This window comes from Streptomyces himalayensis subsp. himalayensis (assembly GCF_013778455.1).
Lineage (GTDB): Bacteria > Actinomycetota > Actinomycetes > Streptomycetales > Streptomycetaceae > Streptomyces > Streptomyces himalayensis.
The window spans coordinates 303,538-319,785 of record NZ_JACEHE010000001.1 but is presented as its reverse complement, the minus strand read 5'-3'; the positions used below and the strand labels follow the sequence as shown (position 1 = coordinate 319,785).

Here is a 16,248-nt window from a genome sequence, read left to right as displayed (position 1 = left end):
CGGGTCCGGCGGCCATGTCCGTATGCCCGTTTGCAGGTCCGCATGTCCGTGTGCAGGCGGTCCGTGTGCAGGCATGTCCGTATGCAGGCATGTCCGTATGCAGGCATGTCCGTATGCAGGAAGGAAGCAAGGAACGATGCTGCATCCATCCGGGGAAGAGCCCCGGGACCGCCCCCGGCCGAAGGGCACCGCCTGGGCGCTGATCGCGACCTCGCTGCCCATGTTCATGGTGGCCGTGGACAACCTGGTGGTGACCAATGCGCTCACCGTCATCGCCGACGACCTGAACACCCGGCAGTCCGGCCTGCAATGGGTGGTCAACGGCTACATCCTGGCCTTCGCAGGGCTGCTGCTCGCCGGGGCCGCGCTGGGCGACCGGATCGGCCGGCGGCGCGTGTTCGTCTGGGGCATCGGCCTGTTCACGGTCGCCTCCGCGGCGTGCGCCCTCGCGGACTCGGCGGGCGCGCTGGTGGCCGCCCGGGTCGTGCAGGGCGCCGGGGCCGCGGCGGTGCTGCCCGTGTCACTGACCCTCGCCGTCGCCTCCGTGGACGCCGGGCGCCGGCCCCTCGCGGTCGGCGTGTGGGGCGGCGTCAACGGCCTCGGCATCGCGCTCGGCCCGATGGCCGGCGGCCTCGTCACCCAGGGCCTGGACTGGCACTGGATCTTCTGGATCAACGTGCCCGTCGGCATCGTCGCGCTGCCGCTCGCGCTGTGGGCGATCCGCGAGTCCAAGGGGGCGCCGCGGCCGCTCGACATACCGGGCATCGTGCTCGTGACCGGGGCGGTCGTCGCCGCGGTGTGGGGCATCGTGCAGGCGGCCGACGGCGGCTGGGCGGCGGCTCGGCCCCTGGCCGGACTGGCGGCCTCGGCGGCGCTGTTCGCGGCGTTCGCCGTCTGGCAGCGCCGCACCCCGACGCCGCTCGCCCCGCTTCATCTGTACCGCGTGCGTCCGTTCATGCTCAGCAACGCGCTGGCCCTGGCCATGTACTTCGGCGTGTTCGGGTCGATCTTCTTCCTCGCCCAGTTCATGCAGGGGCCGATGGGCTACTCGCCGTTCGAGGCCGGGCTGCGCACGCTGCCGTGGACGGCGGCGCCCATGGTGGTCGTACCGCTGGCCAGCGCGCTGACGGGCCGGGTCGGCGGCGGTCTGCTCCAGGCGACCGGCTGCCTGCTGCAGGCGGTCGCGCTGGTCTGGCTGGCGCTGATCTCCCGGCCCGGACTGGCCTACGGGGAGATGGTCGGGGCGATGGTCCTGGCCGGTGTCGGCATGGGCCTCGTCTTCGCGGCCAATCCGGCGACGGTGATCGGCTCGGTCGCCGGGCACGAGCACAATCTCGCGTCCGGCGTGAACAACACGGTCCGCGAGTTCGGCGGTGCGCTCGGCATCGCCGTGCTCACGGCCGTGTACAGCCACGGCGGCCTCCGCAGCGCGGTGCTGACGGGGGCCGCCGTGGTCTTCGCGGGTACGTTCGCGGGGCTCGCTATCGACCGGGCGCCAGCACGGCCCGGGTCCGTGCCAGCACCTTCTGCGTCCCGCAGCGCACCGTCAGATCGACCCGAACCGTCCCGTCTTCCCTGACCTCGCCCACGACACCGTCGACGGTCAGCTCCACGCCGTCGGCGGTGTCGGGCACCAGGACGGGGCGGGTGAAGCGGGTCCCGTACTCGATGACGGCGGCCCGCTCGCCCGCCCAGTCGGAGACGGCGGTCGAGGCCAGCCCCATGCTGAGCATCCCGTGCGCGATGACGCCGGGCAGCCCCACCTCGGCGGCCTGCCGGTCGGACCAGTGGATGGGGTTGTGGTCGCCGGACGCGGCCGCATAACGCACGAGATCGGCTCGGGTGATACGGAACGTGCGCGTCGGCATCGCCGCGCCGACGTCGAGCTGCGCCATCACTGTGTGTTCTCCTTCCGGGAGACGAGGGTGGATGTCGTCGTGCACACGAGGGCACCGCCGTCGGCCTCACGGATGTGCCCGCGCAGGGTCACGACGTCGTTGCCGTCGACGCTGTCGGCGGCCACGACCTCGACGGTCACGGTCAGCCGGTCGCCGACGCGTATCGGGCGGCGCGCCTCGAACCGCTGGTCCCGGTGCACGACCCGCGAGAAGTCGAACCCGAAATCGGGATCGTCGACCACCTGCTTCTCAGCATGCATGGACAGCACGATGGGAAAGGTGGGCGGCGCGACATCCCCGCCTCCGGCAGGCGCCCGAACGGCACCGGCGAATTCCCGAACTTTCTCGCGCCCGACTTCGTAAGGCGCGGTAGGCGGATAAGTACGGCCGGTGTAGGCCGGATTGAGCATGAGGACTCCTTCGGAAAGCGTTGCACCAATGCGGGCCCAAAAAAGGGCAGCGGCACCCGCGGGGAGACTCGCGGGCGCCGCTGCGACAGAGGGGCGGACGTCAGGACGTCACCGAGGCCGACGCACCACCAACGCCGCCGCATTCCCGTCCCGCCCGACGGACGTGACAAGCGCCGTCCGGGGGCCGACGGCCTCCTCGGCCTCCCAGAGGCCGAGAAGGGCGGCGAGCTGCATGGCCCCGCTCGCGCTGTACGTCTCACCGAGCACATCGGCGACCCGCACGGCCCGAGGCAGCCCGCCGCCCAGCGCGGCCCGCACGCCGCGCTCCTCGATCCGCTCCAGACCACGGTGGTGGACGGCGCCGAGGGAAACGTCGTCCACCTCCTCCGGGCGGACTCCACTGCGGTCCAGAGCGCGCGAAACGGCGTCGGCCAGCCCGTCGGCGTACTGCCGCGGGTCCGGCGTGAAACGCACCTCGCACGCGAGGATCTCGGCCAGCACTCCCCCGGCAGGCGCCTCCTTCTGCACGGTGAACACCGCGGCGCCCTCACCGAGCGCCGCGCCCTCGCGCAGTACGCCGGTACGGTGCCAGGCCCACGCCGCCGGGGCGCTCAGCTCCTCCGCACCGCCGACCAGCAGCCGCTCGGCACGGCCCAGCGAGAGCGCGAGCCGGGCGTGCCGGAAGGCCAGCAGCGAGGCGGTCTGCCCGCCGGCGACGGTCGCGTTCAGGCCGCGCAGCCCGTTGCGGATGGCGATCTGGCCGGAGGTGCTGTTCATGACGGTGTTCGGGAACCGGCCCGGGTTCACCAGATACGGCTTCTCGAGCGTCAGCGTGTCGTACAGCAGGGTGCTGTGCGTCGAAACGGAGCCGGTGTTGGTGGCCAGCACCACTCCGGTACGGCCGCCTTCGCGCTCCGTACCCTCCAGCCCTTCGAGCACCTCCTTGCAGGCCACCAGGCCGAAGGACGTGAGCCGGTCCAGGTACTTGGTGCCCTTGCGGCCCAGATGGTCCTGGACCCTGAAGCCCTGCACGGCGCGGACCGGGCGCGGCGGGTACGCGTCCGCGTCGTCGCCGACCGGATCGCCGTAGGACTCGCCGACCGGATCGCCGTAGGAGACGGCCGACTTGCTCCGCAGGGCTTCGGCGAGCGGGGCCAGGCCGTGGCCTGCGGAGGAGACGACGCCCGCCCCGGTGACGTACAGCGGTTCGACCGTGGCCGTGGTGGCGGCGGCCGGGGCGGCGGTAGCGGTCGTCACGAGACCCTCCCCAGGATGGTGATGACGTTGTTCCCGCCGAACGCGAAGCCATGGTTCTGCACGATGTCCAGGCGTGCCGCGCGGCCGGTGCCCGGCACGCAGTCGACGCCCTCGCCGAGTTCCGGGTCGGGCTCGGTGACATTGGCGGTGGGCGGCAGGAAGTCCTGCTCCAGCGCCTTGCAGCAGGCGATCGCGCCGAAGCCGGATGCCGCGCCCATGGTGTGGCCGAGCATCGACTTGATGGAGCTGATCGGCGGGATCCGGTCGCCGAAGACCTCGCGGGCGGCGGCGACCTCGGTGGAGTCGTTGGTGGGTGTGCCGGTGCCGTGCGCGCAGATGTAGTCGATCTGCGACGGGTCGACGCCGGCCGCCTCGTGCGCGGCCCGGATGCACGCGGCGATGCTGGCGGCATCGGGGTGCACCATGTGGGCGGCGTCGCAGTTGGCCGCGTATCCGAGGATCTCGGCATAGATACGGGCGCCGCGCTCCCGTGCGCTGTCGTAGGTCTCCAGGACCAGCACCGCGCCGCCCTCTCCGGTGACGATGCCGGAGCGGTCGGCTGCGAAGGGCCGCGGCACGTCCTCGGCCATGGCACCGAGCGCGTAGAAACCGGCGTGCGTGAGCCGGTTCACGGCGTCGGCGCCACCCGCCAGCATCACGTCGGCCTCGCCGCTGCGCACCAGGTCGTAGGCGTAGCCGAGTGCGTAGTTGGAGGCGGAGCAGGCGGTTGGGATGGTCTGCGTCTCGCCGGTGAGGCGCAGTTCCGCGCTGACCGCGTTGGCGATACGTGACGCCGGGGTCTGTCCGGCGAGCTCGCCGTCGAGCGACTCGAGGCCGCCTGCCACCCACTGCTCGGCCAGGGCCTGGACGACCGCGGACTCACCGCTGGTGGTGCCCATGATCGCGCCGGCCTGCGCGGTCTCGAGGCGGCCTTCGTCGATGCCGGCGTCCGCGACGGCGAGCCGGGCGGCCGCTGCCGCCAGCAGACCGCTGCGGCCCCACTGCCCGGGGTCCAGCCGCTTGAGGTGGTCGGTGGGCTCGAAGTCCAGGACCTCGCCTGCCTTGCGGCGCGGGAAGCCGCTCGCGTCGAAGCTCTCGATCGGCGCGGTGCCGCTCGCGCCCGCCCGTACGGCGGACGCGAACACGTCGGCTCCGATGCCGACGGGCGACACCGCCCCCAGGCCGGTGATGACGACGCGGCGGCCGGCCGCCGCGTCGTTCACGGACTGCACGGGCTCAGCCATGCGCACTCTCCCCGGCGTGCTGCACGACGGCGTCGACCAGCAGACGCAGGTTCACCAGCTCGCCGAGCTCGGTCTTCGGAATGGTCACGCCCAATTCCTTCTCTATTCGGGAGACGACCGTGATGAGCGAGAGCGAGTCGCTGTCGTAGTCGTCGATGAAATGCCCGTTGTCGGTCAGCTCACCGTCCTCCAGCTCGAGTTCCTCGACGACGATCCGGCCCACCTGCTCGTGGTAGTCGGCCGCCGTTGCCACGGTCTGCTGAGTCATGCGTTTTCCTCTCATCGCCTTCTGGCCGGACGAAAGGAACGTAGGGGGCCGGGAGTTGGCCCGACAAGGGACGACCCACCAAAGAGACAGCGCATTCCCCGAAAGTGACAGAAGACCCCGATGCTGCCGCGCAACGAAAATCGATCGGCCTTTTATCTGCCCTCTACGGAGTTTCCAAACACCCCTGCCAGCATCGCTGTTGCTCGAATTCACGGGAGACAGAAGAGGTCGATGGCCGATATGAGCGGACCGCGATTGGCATTGGTATTCCCCGGGCAGGGCGCGCAGCAGCCCGGAATGGGGCGGCCCTGGGCCGGGCGTCCCGGCTGGTTCCTGGCCGAGCGTGCGAGCGAGGTGTCCGGGCGCGACGTGGTGGAGCTGCTGCTGCGCGCCGATGAGGAGTATCTGCGTCGCACCGACAACGCCCAGCTGGCGACGTTCGTACTCGAGATGGTGATCCTGACCGAGCTGCGCCAGGCGCTGCCGGCCGCGGGCCGTCCCGCCGTGTGCGCGGGTCACAGCCTCGGCGAGTACGCGGCCCTGGTGGCCGCCGGGGTCATCGGGTTCGACGACGGCGTACGGCTGGTCGCGGCGCGCGGCGAGGCGATGCGGAAGGCGTGCGCGGCCGAGCCGGGCACCATGGCGGTCGTGCTCGGGCTGTCCGCCGGGGAGCTGGAGCGGGCCGCGGCCGGAGTACGCGAGGAGGGCGGCCGGGTCTGGGTGGCGAACCTCAACTCGCCCCAGCAGACCGTTGTTTCGGGCGATTCGGAGTCCGTGGCGCGTTGCTCGGCCGCGGCCGAGGAGCTGGGCGCGACCCGTGTCGTGTCCATCCCTGTGGGCGGCGCCTTCCACACCCCGCTGATGGCTCCCGCGGCCGCGTCCTTCGCGAAGACTCTGAAGAAGGCCGAGTTCCTGCACGGCTTCGCGCCGGTCGTGGCGAACGTCGACGCCCGCGCCCACCGGGGCTCGGACGACTGGGCGACGCTGCTCGAGCGCCAGCTGACCGGCCCGGTGCGCTGGACGGACTCGGTGCGCACGATGGCCGAGACGCTGCACTGCGACATGTTCGTGGAGATCGGTCCTGGCCGGACGCTCACCGGCCTCGCCCGCAAGATCGCCCCTCAGGTCACCCGGCTGACGGTGAGCGAGCCGGGCCAGCTGCCCGCGGTGCCGGCCACCCTCACGCGGAGCGTGGCATGAGCGGGGCGAACGGCCGTCAGAACGACGAGTGGGACGCGGTCGTCATCGGCTCGGGCATCGGCGGCCTGGTCTGCGCCGCGTATCTCGCGGTGGGCGGCAAGCGGGTGCTGGTCGTGGAGCAGGCGGGCATCGCGGGCGGCAACAGCCATGTGTTCCGCAGGCGCCGCGCCTACGAGTTCGACGTCGGAGTCCACTATCTCGGCGACTGCGGCCCCGGCGGGCTGCTCCCCGCCATCCTGGACGGCCTCGGCCTCGCCGGACGGCTGACGTACCGGGAGATGGACCGGGACGGCTTCGACCGGATCGTGATCCCCGGCGCCACGCTCGACATGCCGGCGGACTGGGCGGCGTACCGCAAGCGTCTGCAGGAGGCGTGCCCCGAGGACGCCGCCGGGATCGACACGTTCCTCGACGTCGTGGCCGGGCTCGGCGCCGAGCGGCGCGACGCGATCATCGCCGCCGAGGACGTGCCGATGCCCGAACTCCCGCGCCACGCCCCGCAGTCGGTGGCCTGGGGCCGCCGCACTCTGAAGGAGCTGTTCGACCACTGCGGACTCTCCGCCCGTGCCCGGACGCTGCTCGCCGCCCAGTCGCCCAACTACGGCATGGCCCCGGACGAGGCGACGGTCGCCCTGCACGCCACGGTGACCGACCACTACGTCCGGGGCGCCTACTACCCGGAGGGCGGCGGCCAGATGCTCGCGGCCGGCCTGCTCGAGGTGGTACGCGCGTACGGGGGTGCCCTGCGGACATACAGCAGGGTGACCCGGATCCTGGTCGACGGCGGCCGTACACAGGGCGTCGAGTTCTCCGACGGCAGCCGGGCCACGGCGCCCGTCGTGGTCTCCAACGCCGACTACCGGCGCACCATGCTCGGCCTGGTCGGCGCGGAGAAGCTGCCGCGGCGCCTGGCCGCCAAGACCCGGGACGCGCGCATGGCGCTGCCCTGGGCGGCGGTGTACGTCGCCCTGGACCGGGACATCGGGCACCACGCCAACCTGTGGTGGTACCGGGGCGACGACATCGAGCGGTTCTACGACGGACTGCGCGCCGGCACCACGAGGGGCGGCGGCGACTTCCTCTTCGCGTCCTTCGCCTCCGGCAAGGACCCGGTCACCCGCCGCATCTGCCCGCCCGGCCACTCCAACTTCCAGCTGATGACGCTCTGCCCGCCCGGATTCGAGAGCTGGGGGGTGAGTACGGGTCCCGCCGACGGTGAGAAGTACCGCCGCGACGCTTCGTACCAGCAGGAGAAGGCGCGGCTGACCGAGGCCGTGCTCGATACGGCCGAGGAGGCGCTCGGCCCGTTCCGGGACCACATCACGCATCTGGAGACGGCGACCCCGCTCACCCACGAGCGGTACACGCTGTCCAGCGGCGGCACGCCCTTCGGCATGGCGCACTGGGGCGCCGCCGGGGCCCGGCCCGACACGGCGACGTTCGTCGAGGGCCTGTACATCGCCGGTGCCGACACCCGTTACGGCAACGGCATCACGGGCTCGGCGGTCAGCGGCATCGCCTGCGCGGGCCGGATCCTCGACCGGCGCCTGATGCACGAGGTGCACACCGGGGCGGTCCTCGGCGATCCGTCACTGCTGCCGGAACGCCACACGGACTGGGATCCGCTGGCCGTGTCGCGCGGAGACGACCTCCGGCTCTGATCCGGAAGAGGAGACACGCATGGGAGCAGGACCGGTATGCGGCTGAGTGCGGCCGAGCGGCGGGAGAGCGTGGTGCTGGCAGCCGTGGCGGAGTTTGCGCGGGGCGGTTTCCACGGCACGTCGACGGAGGCGATCGCCCGCCGGGTCGGCGTCTCGCAGCCGTATCTGTTCCGGCTGTTCCCCACCAAGCACGCCCTGTTCGAAGCGGCCGCCGAGCGATCGTTCCGCCGGATGGCTGAGGCGTTCGCGCATGCCGCCGAAGGTCTGAGCGGTGCGGAGGCGCTGACGGCGATGGCGGACGCGCGCGCACGGTTGCTGCACGACCCGGACATCCCGCTGATGCAGCTCCAGGCCATCGCCGCGGCGGCGTCCACGGACCGTCCCGCCTTCACGGAGCGGGTCCGCCGCGACTGGCTGGACCTCTGGGACCTGGTACGCGCCCGCACCGGCGCCACGCCCGAAGAGCTCACGGCGTTCTTCGCCTGCGGCGTGCTGACCGACACGAGGGTGGCCCTCGGGGTCGCGCCGCCATGAGGGCGCCGGCGCACCGCCGTGCGGGGTGCGCCCCAACCGGGGCACAGGCCATACGCGACGCACCCGCCGTCGTGCGTTGTGCCCACCCGTTCGGCGCGGCCCCGACGCACCCACCGGCAGGTGGCGCCCCCCACCGGCCGGAGGCATCACGCAGACGTGCGCCGACGTGAAGCCGTCTTCTTGGCCGACGCCCCGGCGCCTGCTCCGGCCTTGGCCTTGGTTCCCGACTTCGAGGCGGCGGCGCTCTTCTTCGTCGCCGACGAACTCGACGCCGTCGTCTTCGAGGTGCTCGCCTTCTTCGCCGCCGTCTTCTTCCCCGCCGCGGCCTTCTTCGTGGCCGTCGACTTCTTGCCGCCGACCTCCTTGGGGGCGGCAGGCACGGATCGCCGCGCCCTGCGGGCGGGCAGCGGCTTCACCTCGGCCTCGCCCTCTCCGCCGCCTCCGGCGGCCTCCTCACCACGCGCGGCCTGGGCGGCGCGGACGGAGTTCTCCAGGGCCGCCATGAGGTCGATGACCTTGCCCGCCCGCTCCTCCGCCACGGGCACATGCTCGAGCGGGGCGCCGGAGATCTTGGAGGCGATGAGCTCCTCGACGGCCTCGCGGTAGTCGTCGTGCAGCGTGTCCAGGTCGACCTCGCCCAGCGTGTCCATGAGCGCGTCGGCGAGGTCCAGCTCCGCGTCGCGCACCGTCACATGCGTGGTGGGTGCGGCGTCGTCGGCGGCGCGGATCTCGTCCGGCCACAGCAGCCCGTGCATGGCGATCGCGTCGCCGACGACGCGCAGCATGCCGAGCCGCTCCCGGCCTCTGAGCGCGAACTTGGCGATGGCGACTCTCTGGCTGCGCTTGAGCGCCTCGCGCAGCAGCGTGTACGGCTTGGCCGCGGGCACGCCGTTCGCGACGAGGTAGTACGCCGCGTCCATCTGGAGGGGGTCGATGCGCTCGGCCGGGATGAAGGCGACGATCTCGATCGTCTTGGCCGTCGGGATCGGCAGCGAGGCGAGGTCCTCCTCGGTGATCGGGATGATCGTCCCATCCGCATCCTCGTACCCCTTGCCGATCTCGCCCTGGGTCACCTCCTTGTCCTCCAGTTCGCACACCTTGCGGTAGCGGATCCGTCCGCCGTCCTCGGTGTGGATCTGGCGGAAGGCGACGGAGTGGCTCTCGGTGGCGTTCACGAGCTTGATCGGAATGCTGACCAGCCCGAAGGAGATGGCTCCGTTCCAAATCGATCGCACGTTAAGCACCCTTTGAGTCGGTTTCATTGCATTTCATGCGATTCTCATCGTATGACGCCCATCACGGAGGTGGAGGGGCGGCGCCTGGCGCTCAGCAACCTGGACAAGGTCCTGTATCCGTCGAGCGGCTTCACCAAGGGCGAGCTGCTGCACTACTACGCGACCACGGCCCACGCCATGCTCGGCCATCTCGTCAACCGGCCGCTGTCGTTCCTGCGGTTCCCCGACGGACCCGACGGCCAGCAGTTCTTCGCCAAGAACGTGCCACCGGGTACGCCCGACTGGGTCAGGACCGCCGATGTGCCCCACACGGACGGCACCGCGCGGCAGATCGTGGTCCAGGACCTGGCCACGCTGATGTGGGCGGCGAACCTCGTCACCGAGTTCCACACCCCGCAGTGGCAGTGCGACGCGCCGGGCGTCGCCGACCGTCTCGTGCTCGATCTCGACCCAGGGGAGCCCGCGACCGTCGTGGAGTGCTGCCGGGTCGCGCTCTGGCTGCGCGAGCGCCTGGCCGCCGACGGGATCGAGGCGTACGCGAAGACGTCCGGGGCCAAGGGGCTGCATCTGCTCGCGCACCTGGAGCCGACGCCGTCCGAGCAGGTCACGGCGTACGCGAAGCAGCTCGCCGTACAGGCCGAGCGGGAGTTTCCGGAGCTGGTCACGCACCGCATGAAGCGGAGTCTGCGGCCCGGCAAGGTCTTCGTCGACTTCAGCCAGAACGCGGCCGCGAAGACCACCGCGACGCCGTACACCCTGCGGGCCCGGGCCGAACCGACCGTGTCCGCGCCCGTCACCTGGGACGAGGTCGCGGACTGCACGGATCCCGCGCAGCTCGTGTACCTGGCCACGGACATCGCCCCGCGCCTGGAGCGGTACGGGGATCTGCTGGACCCGCTGCTCGACCTCGACCACGCGAGGCCGCTGCCGTGACGCCCCGCACGACGCCCAGGTCGCGTTCGGCCGCCGTGACCCCGCCGGTTCGGGTGGCACTTGCCGAGTCGGTCACGGCGCTGCCGGAGGGCGCGGGGTGGGCGTACGAACCGAAGTTCGACGGCCACCGACTCGTCGTCTTCCGCACCGGTGGCGGGGTGACCCTCCAGGCACGCTCCGGGCGCATCGTCACCAGCGCGTTCCCTGATCTGGTGGAGGCGGCGGAGCGGCTGCCGGCGGGCACGGTGCTGGACGGGGAAGTGGTGGTCTGGTCGGAGGGCTGCGTCGACTTCGCGGCGGTCCAGCGGCGGGCGGCCGCCACACGCGCGCGTGCCGCCGTGCTGGCGCGCACGCAGCCCGCCTCGTACGCGGCCTTCGACCTCCTGGCCGAGGGCGCCGACGACCTGCGCCCGGCACCGTACGCACGGCGGCGCGAGCGGCTCGTACGGATACTGGAGCCGCTGGGGCCGCCCCTGCAGCCCGTACCGGTGACGACGGACCGGGCGACGGCGCTCACCTGGTACGAGTCGCTGGTGGACTGCGGCGTGGAGGGGCTGGTGATCAAGCGGCTCGACCAGGGCTACCGGGGCGGCACGCGCGCGTGGCTGAAACTGCGGCACAGCGATACGCGCGATGCGGTGGTCGTCGGGTTCACCGGGCCCCGGACGCGCCCGGGGGCACTGGTCCTGGCACTGCCCGGGGACGGGGTGCCGGTCGTCTCGTCGCCGCTGTCGGCGGGGGTGAGGAACGCTGCGGCGGCCGCCCTGCCGGAGCCGGTGGGCGAGGGCACGGCGGCGGCGACGGGGATCGGCGATGTGACGTACCGGGCGCTGCCGGCGGAGCCGCAGGTGACGGTGGAGGTGCGGCAGGAGACGACGCGGCATGCGGTGGCGGTGGTGGCGGTGGAACGGTTCCGCTGACGGCGCGGGGCCGCGGGTGGGCTCGTCCTCAAGCGCCGGACGGGCTGACATTTCAGCCCGTCCGGCGCCTGAGGACGAGGCGGCGGAGCCGCCGACAGCGGGGTCCGGGGCGGCAGCCCCGGCGGGGTCCAGGGGCCGGCCCCTGCCACGCGGCGGAGCCGCAAATCGATACAGCGGGAAGGGGCGGGGTGGGGGGAACTCACACACGAACCCACGTGTGCCGGTCCCGAGCCACCGCATGCAGCGCCTCCACATCCGCAGGCTTCAGAACCCCACCCGTGCGCCCCAGCCCGGCCAAATCCGTGTCCTGCAGAACACGAACCTCCCGCGGCACCCCCGCGATCTCGATATCCGCCGGCCCGGCCACCGCCAGAACGGCCCGCACCTCGGCGGCGAGCGCGAACGAGGCGCGACTCGCATCGCTGCGCGCCAGCCGCAGCAGCGGCCGCGGCTCCCCCCGCCCCACCACGACCACGGGATCGGCGACCCGCAGCCGCTGCTTGCGCGCGTACACCGTGTGCAGCGCGAAGATTCCGCCGGGCCCGATCACCAGGTGGTGGATGCGGTCCCCGCCGGGCAGCGGAATCGAGTGGAGGGTGCGCCAGCCCGCACCCTCGAGGCCGTCCAGCACCTCCCCCACGGCCTCTTCCGCGGCAAGCGCCCGGCGCCGCGGATCGGGGCGCAGCCGCCGCGCGGGCGCGGGATCGCGGTCGAGGGATATCAGCAGGGCCTCGCCGGGGCGGTTCGGGGCGAGGTCGTCGTCCGGGTGGAGGGTGAGGCGGGCGAGGTCGGCGGACGTCGGCAGGGGCGGCGGACCGACGCTGACCGGGCCGGTCAGAAAGGGGCCGAGTACGCCGAGCACGTCGTCCCTCCGGTCCTCGCTCAGCAGGGTGACCCGGGCCGCCTCACGGTCGTACCAGGCGATGTTCCTGCCGTCCGGGAGAAGGACGTGGAGCCGCTCCCGGCCGTGCGCCCGGATCGGTACGACGCGCAGTCCGCTCATGGCCATCACCCCATGACCATGGGAACAGGCGGGGCGCTCCAGGGGCAAGAAGCCGGAGCAGGGGCCGGAGTGCGGTGCGTGCCCGACTCGCCCCCGCCGAGCGGCGCCGACGATCTGCCGGACGACGGCCGGGACCCCGATGGCGCAGCGTGACCTGCGCGGATGAAGGGCCGCTCCTACTGTGGCGATTGATCGGCGATGACGGGCGACCGATGATCTCTGCCCCGATTCCCCCTACCCCTGGAGGCCCCATGTCCCCGCGGTCCACCGCCGCCCGGCTCGCCGTAGTCGCCGCCGCAGCAGCACTCTCAGCCCTCGCCGTCGGCACGCCCGCCCACGCCGCAAACGGCGACAACGACGCGGACGAGGCATACGGGACGTACCAGGGCCGGGTCACCGCCCGCACCGGGCTCCTGCTCCGCGACTCCCCGACCCGAGGCGGCCGCGTCCTGCGCAGCGAGCCCTACGGGGCGATCGTCTCGATCTTCTGCAAGACGGCGGGCGACCGGGTCGACGGCAACAACCGCTGGTACCTCCTCACCGACGGGACCTGGGCGTGGGGCTCGGCCCGCTACATCGACAACATCGGGAAGGCTCCACGCTGGTGCTGAGACGGCACACCGCACACGACACCCGCCGGAAGAACCGGCACACGGCAGCCTCCCGCCAGGGAACCAGAAGCCTCCCGCCAATGAACCACCGGAACAGCCCGATTATCACGACATAACGGGACATCAGGCGCACCGCTTGCTACGTTCCCGCCATGACCGGACCGACAGCGGACACCGCCGCCCCCACCGCGGTTCCCGCTGTCCGCCTCCCCCGGCGCCGCGGCACCGAACTCGCCCTGCTCGGCCTCGCCGTCCTGCTGCCCGTGTACGGCTACTGCGCCGTCGGGCTCGCCAAGAGCGGTTCCGTCCCCCCCGGCGCCGTCGGTTACGGCGCCGGGCTCGGTGCGCTCGCGCTCCTCGCCCATCTCGCGGTCCGCTTCCGGGCCCCGTACGCCGATCCGCTGCTGCTGCCGATCGCCGTCCTGCTCAACGGCATCGGCCTGGTCCTGATCTACCGCCTCGACCTGGAGACCCCGGCCGACCGGGCCGCCCCGACCCAACTGGTCTGGTCGACGCTGGGCGTGGGCCTGTTCATCGGGGTCGTGGTCGTTCTGCGTGACCACAGGGTGCTGCAGCGCTATGCGTATCTGTCGGTGGCCGGCGCGCTGGTCCTGCTGATGGCGCCGATCTTCTTCCCCGCGGTGAACGGAGCGAAGATCTGGATCCGGCTCGGCGGGTTCTCCATCCAGCCGGGCGAGTTCGCGAAGGTCCTGCTCGCCGTGTTCTTCGCCAGCTATCTGGCCGCCAACCGCAACGCCCTCGCGTACACGGGCCGCCGTATCTGGAAGCTGCAGCTGCCCACCGGGCGAGTGCTCGGACCGATCGTCGCGATCTGGCTGTTCAGCGTCGGAGTGCTCGTCCTGGAGCGGGACTTGGGCACCTCGCTGCTGTTCTTCGGGCTCTTCGTGATCCTGCTGTACGTCGCCACGGGCCGCACCGGCTGGGTCGCGGTGGGTCTGCTGCTCGCGGCGCTCGGCGCGTTCGCCGTGGGCAGTCTCGAACCGCATGTGCACAGCCGGATCGAGGACTGGCTGCATCCCTTCGCCTCCATCGACGCCGGCCAGGGCCCCGGCCAGCTCGCGCAGTCGCTGTTCGCGTTCTCCGCGGGCGGGATGCTCGGCACCGGTCTCGGGCTCGGCCACTCGATCCTGATCGGTTTCGCCGCGAAGTCGGACTTCATCCTGGCCACGGCGGGCGAGGAGCTGGGGCTCACCGGCCTGTCCGCGATCATCCTGCTCTACGGGCTGCTGGTGGAGCGCGGCTTCCGGGCAGGGCTCGCCCTGCGCGAGCCCTTCGGCCGGCTGCTGTCCATGGGCCTCGCCTCGATCGTGGCGCTCCAGGTGTTCGTGATCGCGGGCGGTGTGACGGGGCTGATCCCGCTCACCGGTATGGCCATGCCGTTCCTGGCACAGGGCGGCTCGTCGCTCGTCACCAACTGGATCATCGTGGCGCTGCTCATCCGTATCAGCGACTCGGCACGCAGTCAGTACGACGGGACGGCACCGCCGTGACGAGCTGCATCCGCCGTGCGGCGATCGTGTGTGCCCTGCTGCTGGTCGCGCTGCTGGTGAACGCCACCCGCATCCAGGTCTTCCAAGCCGGGTCCTACGACGACAATCCCGCCAACCGCCGCCAGGCGATCGCCCGTTACTCCCAGGCGCGCGGCGACATCCTCGTCGGCGGGGCACCCGTCACGTCGTCCGAGGACACCGGCGAGCAGCTCCGCTTCGAACGCCGGTACCGAGACGGCCCGTTGTACGCACCGGTGACCGGCTTCGCCTCGCAGGCGTACGGCACGTCGCTCCTTGAGAACACCGAGGACGAGATCCTCGCCGGCACCGATCCGCTGCTCGGACCGGTCCCGGGGTGGAACGACCTCACGCGCGACCGCAGTCCGGGCGGCCGGGTCGTCACGACGATCAACGCGGCGGCCCAGCAGGCCGCGTTCCAGGGGCTCGGCACCAGGAAGGGCGCGGTCGCAGCGATCGAGCCGGCCACCGGGCGGATCCTGGCGCTGGTGTCGACGCCGTCGTACGACCCGGGCCGGCTCTCGGGCAATGACGCCTCGGTCAAGGAGGCCTGGACGCAGCTGAACGCCGACCCGGAGAAGCCGCTGCTGAACCGGGCCATCCACCAGACCTATCCGCCCGGCTCGACGTTCAAGGTGGTCACCGCGGCGGCGGCACTGGAGGAGGGCGCGGTGGGGGATGTGGACAGGCCGACCGACTCCCCCGATCCGTACAGGCTGCCGGGCAGCGAGGCGCAGCTGAGCAACGAGGTGAACGGCTGCGAGGACGCGTCGGTGCGGTACGCCTTCGAGTGGTCGTGCAACACGGTCTTCGCCAAGCTCGGGGTGGAGACCGGGCTCGACGCCATGGCGGGAATGGCGCAGCGGCTGGGCTTCAACGAAGGCCGGCTGACGATCCCACTCCCGGTCTCGGCGAGCAACTTCGACACGAGGATGGACGACGCGCAGCTGGCCCTGTCCTCCGTCGGCCAGTTCGACACGCGGGCGACGCCGCTGCAGATGGCGATGGTGGCGGCGGCGGTCGCGAACGGCGGCTCCGTCAAGTCGCCCCGCCTGGTGGACAGGACGACCACCGACGGCGGCGCCACGGTGCGGACGGCGGGTGTGCGGACCCTGCGTCAGGCGATGTCGCAGTCCACCGCGATGCGGCTGCGCGAGCTCATGACGGGCGCGGTCGAGGAGGGCACGGGCAAGAACGCGGCGATCCCGGGCGCAACGGTCGGCGGTAAGACAGGCACCGCCCAGCACGGCGTCGGCAACACCGGGACCCCGTACGCCTGGTTCATCTCCTGGGCGCAGGCCGACGGTGCCCTGGAGCCCGCCGTGGCGGTCGCCGTCGTCGTCGAGGACGCGGCGGCCGACAGGGCGGACATCAGCGGCGGCGGAAGCGCGGCACCGATCGCGAAGGCGGTGATGAAGGCGGCCCTGAACCTTCCGGCGGCGCCGCGCTCGGACCCCCGTCGCGACGCATCGGCAAAGCCCTCGCCGGCCAGCCCACCAGGCAACCGCTGGCCGGCCCGCCGCCAATGAGGGCTGAGGCCGCGAA

The 16,248-nt window shown here is 72.1% G+C and carries 16 protein-coding genes; 9 read left to right on the top strand and 7 right to left on the bottom strand.

Features of this window, described 5'->3' with window-relative positions; translation table 11 throughout:
• Window positions 1–136 precede the first annotated feature (136 nt).
• Window positions 137–1,579, top strand: a complete 1,443-nt coding sequence (locus tag H1D24_RS01460; protein ID WP_220136223.1) for an MFS transporter — start codon at window positions 137–139, stop codon at window positions 1,577–1,579.
• Here H1D24_RS01460 and H1D24_RS01455 read toward each other — a convergent pair.
• The 5 genes from H1D24_RS01455 to H1D24_RS01435 form a co-directional block, all read right to left on the bottom strand.
• Window positions 1,482–1,895 carry a MaoC/PaaZ C-terminal domain-containing protein gene (locus H1D24_RS01455; RefSeq protein WP_220136222.1) on the bottom strand — a complete coding sequence of 138 codons (414 nt, stop codon included), beginning with the start codon at window positions 1,893–1,895 and terminating at the stop codon, window positions 1,482–1,484. The genes H1D24_RS01460 and H1D24_RS01455 overlap by 98 nt on opposite strands.
• A complete protein-coding gene (locus H1D24_RS01450) occupies window positions 1,895–2,308 on the bottom strand; it encodes an FAS1-like dehydratase domain-containing protein (protein WP_181655469.1) in 414 nt (137 codons plus the stop codon). Before H1D24_RS01450 ends, H1D24_RS01455 begins: the two co-directional genes overlap by 1 nt.
• Window positions 2,309–2,416: 108 nt before the next feature.
• Window positions 2,417–3,565 (bottom strand): beta-ketoacyl synthase N-terminal-like domain-containing protein, encoded by a 1,149-nt coding sequence (locus H1D24_RS01445; protein ID WP_181655468.1) that lies wholly within the window; start codon window positions 3,563–3,565, stop codon window positions 2,417–2,419.
• Window positions 3,562–4,809 (bottom strand): beta-ketoacyl-[acyl-carrier-protein] synthase family protein, encoded by a 1,248-nt coding sequence (locus H1D24_RS01440; RefSeq protein WP_181655467.1) that lies wholly within the window; start codon window positions 4,807–4,809, stop codon window positions 3,562–3,564. The genes H1D24_RS01445 and H1D24_RS01440 overlap by 4 nt, the downstream gene beginning before the upstream one ends.
• On the bottom strand, window positions 4,802–5,077 hold the full coding sequence (locus H1D24_RS01435) for an acyl carrier protein (RefSeq protein WP_181655466.1): 276 nt from the start codon (window positions 5,075–5,077) through the stop codon (window positions 4,802–4,804). Before H1D24_RS01435 ends, H1D24_RS01440 begins: the two co-directional genes overlap by 8 nt.
• 255 nt (window positions 5,078–5,332) lie before the next feature.
• Here H1D24_RS01435 and H1D24_RS01430 point away from each other — a divergent pair, with 255 nt between their 5' ends.
• The 3 genes from H1D24_RS01430 to H1D24_RS01420 are packed head-to-tail and all read left to right on the top strand — an operon-like array spanning window position 5,333 to window position 8,472.
• Window positions 5,333–6,277 (top strand): ACP S-malonyltransferase, encoded by a 945-nt coding sequence (locus tag H1D24_RS01430; RefSeq protein WP_258563745.1) that lies wholly within the window; start codon window positions 5,333–5,335, stop codon window positions 6,275–6,277.
• Complete coding sequence (locus tag H1D24_RS01425; RefSeq protein WP_181655464.1) at window positions 6,274–7,938, top strand: phytoene desaturase family protein; 1,665 nt, start codon at window positions 6,274–6,276, stop codon at window positions 7,936–7,938. The genes H1D24_RS01430 and H1D24_RS01425 overlap by 4 nt, the downstream gene beginning before the upstream one ends.
• 36 nt (window positions 7,939–7,974) lie before the next feature.
• A complete protein-coding gene (locus H1D24_RS01420) occupies window positions 7,975–8,472 on the top strand; it encodes a TetR/AcrR family transcriptional regulator (protein ID WP_258563743.1) in 498 nt (165 codons plus the stop codon).
• 146 nt (window positions 8,473–8,618) lie between these two features.
• On the opposite strand, the gene ku is transcribed toward H1D24_RS01420, so the two are convergent.
• Complete coding sequence (gene ku / locus H1D24_RS01415) at window positions 8,619–9,707, bottom strand: non-homologous end joining protein Ku (RefSeq protein WP_309484167.1); 1,089 nt, start codon at window positions 9,705–9,707, stop codon at window positions 8,619–8,621.
• 51 nt (window positions 9,708–9,758) lie between these two features.
• Between ku and ligD the strand changes: the two genes are divergently transcribed.
• The gene (gene ligD, locus H1D24_RS01410; RefSeq protein ID WP_181655462.1) at window positions 9,759–10,640 is read left to right on the top strand and encodes a non-homologous end-joining DNA ligase; all 882 of its coding nucleotides are present in this window, start codon (window positions 9,759–9,761) and stop codon (window positions 10,638–10,640) included.
• A gap of 35 nt (window positions 10,641–10,675) precedes the next feature.
• Window positions 10,676–11,560, top strand: coding sequence for an ATP-dependent DNA ligase (locus H1D24_RS01405; protein ID WP_309484166.1), 885 nt, complete (start codon window positions 10,676–10,678; stop codon window positions 11,558–11,560).
• A 199-nt stretch (window positions 11,561–11,759) separates the two neighbouring features.
• On the opposite strand, the gene H1D24_RS01400 is transcribed toward H1D24_RS01405, so the two are convergent.
• Window positions 11,760–12,563, bottom strand: a complete 804-nt coding sequence (locus tag H1D24_RS01400) for a nuclease-related domain-containing protein (protein ID WP_181655460.1) — start codon at window positions 12,561–12,563, stop codon at window positions 11,760–11,762.
• A 251-nt stretch (window positions 12,564–12,814) separates the two neighbouring features.
• Here H1D24_RS01400 and H1D24_RS01395 point away from each other — a divergent pair, with 251 nt between their 5' ends.
• From H1D24_RS01395 to H1D24_RS01385, 3 genes are all read left to right on the top strand, one after another.
• Entirely contained in the window at window positions 12,815–13,174 is a 360-nt protein-coding gene (locus H1D24_RS01395) for an SH3 domain-containing protein (RefSeq protein ID WP_181655459.1), read from the top strand.
• Window positions 13,175–13,326: 152 nt separating this feature from the next.
• Complete coding sequence (locus H1D24_RS01390) at window positions 13,327–14,685, top strand: FtsW/RodA/SpoVE family cell cycle protein (RefSeq protein ID WP_181655458.1); 1,359 nt, start codon at window positions 13,327–13,329, stop codon at window positions 14,683–14,685.
• Window positions 14,682–16,232 (top strand): penicillin-binding transpeptidase domain-containing protein, encoded by a 1,551-nt coding sequence (locus tag H1D24_RS01385; RefSeq protein WP_181655457.1) that lies wholly within the window; start codon window positions 14,682–14,684, stop codon window positions 16,230–16,232. The genes H1D24_RS01390 and H1D24_RS01385 overlap by 4 nt, the downstream gene beginning before the upstream one ends.
• Window positions 16,233–16,248: the final 16 nt, after the last annotated feature.